Raw genomic sequence first — 4,387 nt, 5'->3', positions numbered from 1 at the left:
ACCGAGTGGGGCGGGGGACTTGCCTACATTGTCGGGGGATGGCGTTGTTTGTTGCGTACCCCGTTCCAAGGGCGTGAGAAGCCGAGAACCCCGGGCGCATGCCGCAGTGCGGCAGGCGTGGGCCTCCACGTCTACCGCTTCTTCGCCGACATGCCGTTCAGGGCCACCGCGGCCTTCACGAGCGCCTTGAACGCGCGCGCATCGACCTTCTCCCCTTCGTGGATGTCGATGGCCCTTCGCGTGTTGCCCTCCAGGCTGGAGTTGAAGAGGCCTGATGGGTCCGGGAGCTTCGCCCCCTTGGCGAACGTGAGCTTCACGGCCTTCTTGTACGACTCCCCGGTGCAGACAATCCCGTGGTGCGACCAGACCGGAGTGCCCATCCACTTCCACTCCTCGGTCATCTCGGGGTCGGCTTCCAGGATGAGCGCCCGCATGCGGGCCAGGGCCTCCCCGCGCCAATCCCCCAGGTCGAGGATCCGCTGGTCGATGAGTTGGGACGCGGTTTTTTCGGCACTCAATGGGACCTCCCCTGCAAGGCGCCCTTCGCGCCGGCCGTTCATCAGGCCAGCGGATCATTCCGTCAAAAAACAAGCCCAGCAACCGGGTGGGGTTGCTGGGCTTCTGGACATCCGCCCCCAAGGGCGTCCGCGCTGTCCGGAGGACTACCGGACGATGTTCAGCGCGGTGTCATCGAGGAAGAAGCTCGTCTGCAGCGACGAGTCCTCCGTGCCGTTGAAGTAGATGCGGACCGTCTGACCCTTGTACGCGGCCAGGTCGAACGTCCGCTGCACGTAGGCCGTGCCCTTGTCCAGGTTGCTGTAGGTGGCCAGCGTGGCCAGCACCGTGCCCGCGCTGTTGCGGACCTGGATGGCCAGCTTGTCGTAGGCCGTCGTGGTCGTCGTCTCCGCCGTGGTGATGCGCGCCCAGAAGCTGAACGTGGCGCTGCACGCCGTGGCGGGGATGGTGATGTCCTGGTAGGCGAACTCGGTGCGCGTGGCGCCGTAGCCGTTCAGATAGGCCTTGTACGTGCCCGTGCGCGGCGCACTGCCGGACGTGGTGCCGTCGATGACGCCCGACGAGGTGGTCCAGCCCGTGTTGCCGCTCTCGAAGCCCGCGTTGGCCAGGAGCTGCTCGGTGATGGAGCAGCTGCCCGTGCCGTTGTTCACCGTCACCGACACCGTGGAGGACGTGCCGACGTTGTTCGCCGCGTCATACGCCTTCGTGGTCAGCGCGTAGCTGCCGTTGGCCACCGCCGTCGTGTTCCACGCGAAGCTGTACGGCGCGGCCGTCGCCGTGCCCAGCAGCGAGGTGCCCGCGTAGAACTCCACGCGCGACACGCCCACGTTGTCGGAGGCGTTGGCGCTCAGGCTCGCGGTCCCGCTCAGCGTGGCGCCGCCCACGGGGGCGGTGATGGACGTCGTGGGCGGGGTGGTGTCGCTGCCGCCGCCGCCGGTGATGAAGAGCGTGTACAGCAGCTTGTTGGGCGAACCCGTTCCCGGGCTGGTGACCTTGTTCGGCGTGGAGTTGTTCACCAGCGCGTCACGCACCTGCGCGGGCGTCGCGGTGGGGTTGGCGCTCAGGTAGAGCGCCGCGGCGCCGGCCACGTGCGGCGAGGCCATGGACGTGCCGCTCATCGAGGTGCTCGATGAGTTGCCGGAGTTGGAAGCCGAGGTGATGCTCGAGCCCGGCGCGAAGATGTCCACGCACGTCCCGTAGTTGGAGAACGACGAGCGACCGTCGCTGCTGGTGGTGGAGCCCACGGTGATGGCGTTGGGCGCACGCGCCGGCGAGTAGTTGCAGGCGTTGGCGCTGTCGTTGCCAGCGGCGACCACCGTCGTGACGCCCGCGGCGATCATCCGCTCCGTCGCATCATCGATGGCCGGAATGCCGACATCGCCCAGGCTCATGTTGGCGACCGCCGGCTTGATGTGGTTGGCCGCCACCCAGTCCATGCCGCCGATGACCTGCGCGTCGTTTCCATAGCCCGTGCAGTCGAGCACCCGCACCCCGTGGACGATGACCTTCTTCGCCACGCCCCAGGTCGTGCCGCCCACCGTGCCCGCCACGTGCGTGCCATGGCCATGGCAGTCCGAAGGGTCGCTGTCGTTGTCGATGAAGTCGTAGCCGTTGCCGACGCGACCGGTGAACTCGGTGTGGGTCTGCCGCAGACCGCTGTCGATGATGTACGCATGCACGCCGGTGCCGTCGACGTTGTAGGTGTAGGAGCTGTTGCGCGGCAGATCCCGCTGGTCGATGCGGTCGATGCCCCAGGTCGCGCTGGTCTGCGTCGCCGACACGTGGAGCAGGCCGTTCTCCTGCACATAGGCCACGCGAGGGTCGGACAGGAGGCGCTGGGCCTCGGCCTCGGTCATGTTCGCCAGGAAACCGTGGATGGTGTGCTCATAGGTCCGCAGCACCTTGCCACCGTTGAGGGACACCATCTCCCGGGCGATGTTCGCCGCCCCCTGCTGCCGGACCGCCTGCGTGGCGTCGCGCAGGACGACGATGTACTCGCCGGCGATGGCCCGGTCCCGGCGGATCATCTGCGCCGTGTGACCGAATTGCTCGCTGTCGGACTCCTGTGCCTCCGGCATCGGGCCGCATGCCGCGGCCAGCAGGGAAATGGCACTCACCGCATGCGTCAGTTTCAGTTTCATTCGGCCTCTCGGGGAACGTGCGGGCACCGGTTTGGAAGCCCTCGTACAGACCGTAAAATTAGCTATTCTTGATAAAGCGGTCAATGCGGCTTTCCTGAGTGATGGCCGGGGTCGAACTCGGGTCACCGGCGGCGAAAGAACGTGTGAGGTCGGTGAGACGCCGGCCTTGTTCGCTACCGGGCGGGGCTCCATGACGTGCAGACAGTGGCGCTGGACAACGGCGTAGGCCCGTCGTCCAGGCCCGGGGCGACTCCTCCTTTTCCTTCACCTTCAAAACGCAGCAGCCGGGGGGCCCACGCGCCCCGGACGGGAGACGTACGTGCAAACACAGACGGAGTATCAGGCGGGGACGCAGTGGCTGGTGGTGCTGGACGGTGAGGCGCGAGGGCTGGTGGCGGCGGTGGATGCGCACCCTGACGCCAGTCGCCTCTTCAACGGCACCATCGACGCCGCAGGCTACATCCACTACCTCATCCAGACGTATCACTATGCCCGCTGGAGCACGCCGATCCTCGGGGAGGCGGGACAGCGGCTGAAGCGGTTGGGACGACACCCGGAGCTGGCGGAGCTGTTGATCCAGAAGGGGGAGGAGGAGCGCGGGCACGAGAAGTGGTTGCTGTCGGATCTGAAGAACCTGGGCTGCCCGGAGGAGCAGGTGGAGGCGGCGGCGCGGTGCCCGGCGGTGGAGGCCTATACGGGGTGGAACTTCTTCACGTCGCGCGCGGGCGTGCCGACGGCGGTGCTGGGGACCGCGTACGTGCTGGAGTACCTGTCGCAGACGCGGGCGGGCGTGGGGGCGGAGCGGCTGCAGGCGGTGGCTTCCATTCCCAACATCCACAAGTCGGTGACGTTCCTGCGCAGCCATGGGGCGCTGGACGGAGACCACGTGGCGGAGATGGCGAGGATCCTGGGGCGGCTGACGGACCCGGAGGAGCAGGCGGCGATCATCCTCTCGGCCCGGGCCACCCGGAGCATCTACCCGGGCATCTTCCGTGACGGCAGCCCCACCGGCCACCCGCTCGCGAGGTAGAGGCAGGCGGAGTCGAGGGCTTGCGCCTTGGGGATGAGTATTGATTGCGAATCCAGCTCATCCCCGCCATCCTTTGAGCCAAAGACATTCATGTCTTGGGGGTGTCATACAATTCATCGTGGCTTGGACGGATGAGTGCGCCCAGGGGCGGCACCTGGGTCGGAGGGGGCGCGGGCTCGCCAATGAGCAGGCGCAGCTCCGCGCGGCGGTTCTGTTCTCGGCCTTCCTGGGTGGCATTGCTGCTCGCCGGCCGGCGGGCACCGAAGCCCCGGGCCTCCAGTCGCCAGGCGGGCACGCCCTTCTGCACGAGGTAGCGGAGCACCGCCTCGGCGCGCGCCAGGGACAGCCGCTGGTTGGCGGCGTCGGAGCCTCCCGTGTCCGTGTGGCCTTCGATGAGCACGCGCGGGAGCTCGGGGTGCTCCAGGAGCACCCGCGCCAGTTGATCCAGCACGCGCGAGGCGCCCGTCAGCGTCGATGCACCGGGTTTGAAGAACACCTGCCCATGCAGGACCAGCTGCTCCCGGGTGAGGGTGACCAGGGGCCGCGTGTCGGCAGGGCAGCCGGACTGCTCCCGGGTGCCCCGCTCCTGGACGCAGGCGTCCAGCGCGTCCGGCACGCCATCCCCATCCGTGTCCGTCTCCGCCATGGGCGCTGGCTCCGGCTCGGGCACGGCTTCGGGAGGAGCTTCGGGGGCGGGCGG

Annotated in this window: 4 protein-coding genes; 1 reads left to right on the top strand and 3 read right to left on the bottom strand. The window is 68.0% G+C overall.

The window, feature by feature from the left end; all coding sequences use genetic code 11:
- Positions 1 to 131 precede the first annotated feature (131 nt).
- Both D7X74_RS40005 and D7X74_RS40000 read right to left on the bottom strand, forming a co-directional pair.
- Positions 132 to 560: a DUF1801 domain-containing protein gene (locus D7X74_RS40005; protein ID WP_120538190.1), complete on the bottom strand. Its 429-nt coding sequence runs from the start codon at positions 558 to 560 to the stop codon at positions 132 to 134.
- A gap of 102 nt (positions 561 to 662) precedes the next feature.
- A complete protein-coding gene (locus D7X74_RS40000; protein WP_120538189.1) occupies positions 663 to 2,657 on the bottom strand; it encodes a S8 family serine peptidase in 1,995 nt (664 codons plus the stop codon).
- A 319-nt stretch (positions 2,658 to 2,976) separates the two neighbouring features.
- Here D7X74_RS40000 and D7X74_RS39995 point away from each other — a divergent pair, with 319 nt between their 5' ends.
- Positions 2,977 to 3,687 carry an iron-containing redox enzyme family protein gene (locus tag D7X74_RS39995; RefSeq protein ID WP_120538188.1) on the top strand — a complete coding sequence of 237 codons (711 nt, stop codon included), beginning with the start codon at positions 2,977 to 2,979 and terminating at the stop codon, positions 3,685 to 3,687.
- 88 nt (positions 3,688 to 3,775) lie between these two features.
- Here the strand turns inward: D7X74_RS39995 and D7X74_RS39990 are convergent.
- Positions 3,776 to 4,387 (bottom strand): OmpA family protein (locus D7X74_RS39990; RefSeq protein WP_233602459.1); only part of this gene is annotated, 612 nt, incomplete at its 5' end.

The organism is Corallococcus sp. CA047B, assembly GCF_003612065.1.
In the GTDB taxonomy this organism is placed as follows: Bacteria; Myxococcota; Myxococcia; order Myxococcales; family Myxococcaceae; genus Corallococcus; species Corallococcus praedator.
The sequence above is the reverse complement of the archived record's forward strand: the minus strand, read 5'-3'. Positions and strand labels throughout refer to the sequence as shown.

Excerpts from the sequence above, each read along its gene's own strand:
- D7X74_RS40000 (WP_120538189.1), bottom strand. The coding sequence starts at position 2,657 with ATGAAACTGAAACTGACGCATGCGGTGAGTGCCATTTCCCTGCTGGCC.
- D7X74_RS40005 (WP_120538190.1), bottom strand. The coding sequence starts at position 560 with ATGAACGGCCGGCGCGAAGGGCGCCTTGCAGGGGAGGTCCCATTGAGT.